The 3,756-nt window shown below is 50.4% G+C and carries 4 protein-coding genes; all 4 read left to right on the top strand.

From position 1 onward, the window contains the following. The first annotated feature begins 272 nt into the window (after positions 1-272). On the top strand, positions 273-992 hold the full coding sequence (locus tag L692_RS0121215; RefSeq protein ID WP_025702026.1) for a response regulator transcription factor: 720 nt from the start codon (positions 273-275) through the stop codon (positions 990-992). Then, positions 989-1,924 (top strand): sensor histidine kinase, encoded by a 936-nt coding sequence (locus L692_RS0121210; protein ID WP_025702025.1) that lies wholly within the window; start codon positions 989-991, stop codon positions 1,922-1,924. The genes L692_RS0121215 and L692_RS0121210 overlap by 4 nt, the downstream gene beginning before the upstream one ends. Before the next feature lie 138 nt (positions 1,925-2,062). Next, positions 2,063-2,983: an ABC transporter ATP-binding protein gene (locus L692_RS0121205; RefSeq protein WP_025702024.1), complete on the top strand. Its 921-nt coding sequence runs from the start codon at positions 2,063-2,065 to the stop codon at positions 2,981-2,983. Continuing rightward, positions 2,976-3,656 (top strand): ABC transporter permease, encoded by a 681-nt coding sequence (locus L692_RS0121200; protein ID WP_025702023.1) that lies wholly within the window; start codon positions 2,976-2,978, stop codon positions 3,654-3,656. The genes L692_RS0121205 and L692_RS0121200 overlap by 8 nt, the downstream gene beginning before the upstream one ends. Positions 3,657-3,756: the final 100 nt, after the last annotated feature.

Below are 3,756 nucleotides of genomic sequence, written 5' to 3'. Positions count from 1 at the left end.
TAGGCGTGTCAAAGCGTGCGTGGGTTCGAATCCCACTCTCTCCGCCACCACAGCATAACACGAATATAGCAATGGAACTAACCTTCCGCCTTGTTAAAGGCGGGAGGTTTTTTGTCATAAATTTATTCGTTCTGAAGCTTCCGTAACTTAATAGTTCTGGTAAGTTTATACTATGGAACGAGTATGCTGAATGAGAATTTCGGAACGCCCGGGAGCGACAGGGCTAATTCCCTGCCGACCGGCCGGGCAATTTATTGCGGGAGGGAACGTTGTTGCAGCATCGCATATTATTGGTTGAAGATGATGAAGCCATCAGCGAGATGGTCGGCTCGTATTTAGGGAGAGAGGGTTATCAGATCGAGAGCGTGTTCGACGGAGAGGCGGCGGAGCGGGCTTTTGCCGATAAGGGTCCCTTTGACCTTGTGCTGCTGGACCTGATGCTGCCGAATCGGAGCGGCGTGGATATTCTTCAACACATTCGTAAGTCCAGCCTGGTGCCCGTAATGATTGTGTCCGCGAAGGATACGGATGTCGACAAGGCGCTGGGGCTGGGCTTTGGCGCGGATGACTACATCAGCAAGCCATTCTCGATGATTGAGCTTGCGGCGCGGGTGAAGGCGGTTATCCGCCGGGCTGAATATGCCTCAAGCCGCGGGCCGTCCGAAGAGGCGGCCAATCGGAAGAACAGCATCACGCTGCGGGGACTGACGGTGGATTTGGATAATTACTCGGCGGTGAAGAATGGGGAAGAGGTGAAGCTGACGGCCAAGGAATTTCATATCCTGAAGCTGTTCATGACCCATCCGGGCAGGGTATTCACCAAAGCGCAGATTTATATGATGGTGTGGGAGGAAGAATATTACGGGGACGAGAATGTGATTAACGTACATATGAGGAGACTGCGGGAAAAGATTGAAGACGATCCTTCCCATCCCGAATACATCAGAACACTGTGGGGCATCGGCTACAAGCTGGGAGACACGGTGCGATGACTGCGGCGCTTGGCATTGTGATTGGCCTCCTTCTGCTGGTTATTGTGATGCAATATCTGAGGACGCGCCATCAATCGCGGCAGCTGAAATATATGCACGATAAACTGGACGGGATCATTTCACGAAGCTCACAGGAACGATTGCTGATGTTCAGCAGTTGGCCGGAGCTGCAAATGCTGCTGACTGATGTGAACCGGCTGCTGGATATCAATCATGAAGGGATCGCCCGAAGAAACAAGCTGCAGAAATCGATGCGCCAGATGCTCGCTAATGTGTCGCATGATTTGAAGACGCCGCTGACTGTCGTCCTGGGATATATTGAAACGCTGCTGCAAGACGGTGAAATGCATGCCGGGGAGCGGGAGCGGATTCTGAGGATGATCCACCGGAAGGCCGGGGAGGTCATTACGCTGATGAACACCTTTTTTGACCTGGCGAAGCTGGAGTCGGGAGATCATGAGCTTCCGCTGGCTAGAGTGGAGGCCGGCGAGGTGTGCCGCAGAAATATTTTGGCCTTCTATGATATCCTGGGCGCCAAAGGCATCGATGCAGATATTGAGATTCCCGATGAAGCCTGCTACATAAGGGGGAATAATGAGGCGCTGGACCGGACTCTGTCCAATCTGCTGTCCAACGCGATCAGGTACGGGGCTGACGGAGGGGTGCTGGGGCTAAGGCTTTATAGCGACACGGATACCGTATACATAGAGGTCTGGGACCGGGGAAAAGGGATTACCGCAGACCACCAGGATAAAGTGTTCGAGCGCCTGTATACGCTGGAGGATTCACGCAATCGGGTCTACCAGGGAAGCGGGCTGGGGCTGACGATTACCAAAAGGTTAACGGAGCAGATGAACGGAAGGATTTCACTGGTGAGCCAGCCCTTTGTCCGAACGGCTTTTACGGTGGCTTTCCCCAGGATAAAATTTTGAACTGTCCGCAGGGGAAGGAGATAACGGCCATGGAGTCGCCTTCTTAAGATTTTTGTAAGAATGCATTAATAAAAAAGAAAATTCCGCTCTGTACAATTAAGCCAGGAAAGAAAGAGAAATCCAAAGGGGGCAGCGGAAATGACGGTAATTCTCCGGACACGAAATTTAACCAAAATGTACAAGGGGAAAAATAGCGTAAGCAGCGTAAACATGACAATTAGGCAGGGTGAAATCTACGGCTTTCTTGGACCGAACGGCGCGGGCAAAACAACCGTGATGAAGATGATTACGAATCTCGTAAAGCCGACGGAAGGCGAAATCGAATTTTTCGGTGAACCTATGACCAGCCGTTCCTATGAGATGCTAAAACGGATGGGCAGTATTATCGAATATCCGGTTTTTTACGATAAGCTGACCGCGCGTGAAAATTTGTTGTTGCACGGTGAATATATGGGCTATTACAACCCGCAGGCAATTGCCGATGTGTTGGAACTGGTGAAGCTTACAGGAGTGGATAAGAAGCCGGTGAAGGAATTCTCGCTTGGCATGAAGCAGCGTTTGGGCATTGCCAGGGCTGTAATGACCAAACCCGAGATGCTTATCCTGGATGAGCCGATTAACGGCCTCGACCCCGTCGGCATCAAGGAACTGCGCGATGTATTTCGGATGCTCAGCCGGGAATATGGAATGACGCTTCTTATCTCCAGCCACATCCTTGGAGAGATTGAACAGATTGCCGATACGATCGGCGTTATTCGCGGCGGTGTATTGCTTGAGGAGGTGGCCATGGACTCTATTCTCAGCCGGAACACGGAATATATCGAGCTGGTTACCCGTTCGGTCAGCGCGGCAGTTTATGTGCTGGATCACATACTTCATCTGTCCAATTATAAAGTGATGGATTCCGACATCATCCGGATTTATGATGAAGGACTTTCGCAGCATGAGCTGAATAAGGCGCTGGTGATAGAGGATGTGGAAATCGAGAGCATTAGTAAAAGCAAGCACACACTGGAAGATCATTTCTTAAGTCTGATTGGGGGTGAGGGCATTGCGTAAGCTTATTTCTCTGGAAATTCGCAAACACAAGCTGGCTGGAATGCTGAAAGGTGCACTCATCACCAATCTGGGAATCCTCGCCTTCATGATTCTGGTCGTTTTCATTGACCGGAGTGAACTTGAAACCTATTCTGATGTTTTTGAAGCGTTATATCTCTTTATAAGGGCGGCATTTATTATCTTTGCTTCCGTTCTGCTCAGCAAGTTGATTATTGACGAGTATAAGAACAACACGATAACCCTGCTGTTTACGTATCCCATTTCGCGGATGAAGCTGATGTATGCGAAGCTCATCATCGTGCTGCTATTCACTTTTCTTAATATTATTGTGTCGAATATAACGCTTGGGGCGATTATAGTAGGCATCAACAGTTTCGCAAACGCCATTCCTGGCGAAATTACCGCTGACCTGCTAATATCGGAGCTGATTAAGACCGGAGCCAGTGCCGTATACGCGGCGGGGATAGGCCTGATCCCCCTGTATGTAGGAATGCGCAAAAAATCAGTGCCAGCGACCATTGTCAGCGGGGTGTTGATCGTCGCGCTTATCTCTTCCGGCTTCGGCGAATTCCGATTAGGAGAACTGGCGTTTGTATCGGTATCCCTCGGCCTGCTCGGAATGGCCATTGCCTTTCAGTCCATACGCAGGGTAGAGCGGGACGATATCGCCTGATCTGACCACTTGCCGAAAGAAACGAATTCATGATAAAATAATACTCGTGTGTTTCTGCGGCAATGGAGAGGTACCCAAGAGGCCCAAGGGGGCTGACTCG

The sequence above is a fragment of the Paenibacillus forsythiae T98 genome (assembly GCF_000520735.1).
GTDB lineage: Bacteria > Bacillota > Bacilli > Paenibacillales > Paenibacillaceae > Paenibacillus_AQ > Paenibacillus_AQ forsythiae.
The sequence above is the reverse complement of the archived record's forward strand: the minus strand, read 5'-3'. Positions and strand labels throughout refer to the sequence as shown.

Bases quoted from the DNA above. Each gene is read 5' to 3' on its own strand.
- L692_RS0121210 (WP_025702025.1), top strand. From the start codon at position 989: ATGACTGCGGCGCTTGGCATTGTGATTGGCCTCCTTCTGCTGGTTATT.
- L692_RS0121205 (WP_025702024.1), top strand. From the start codon at position 2,063: ATGACGGTAATTCTCCGGACACGAAATTTAACCAAAATGTACAAGGGG.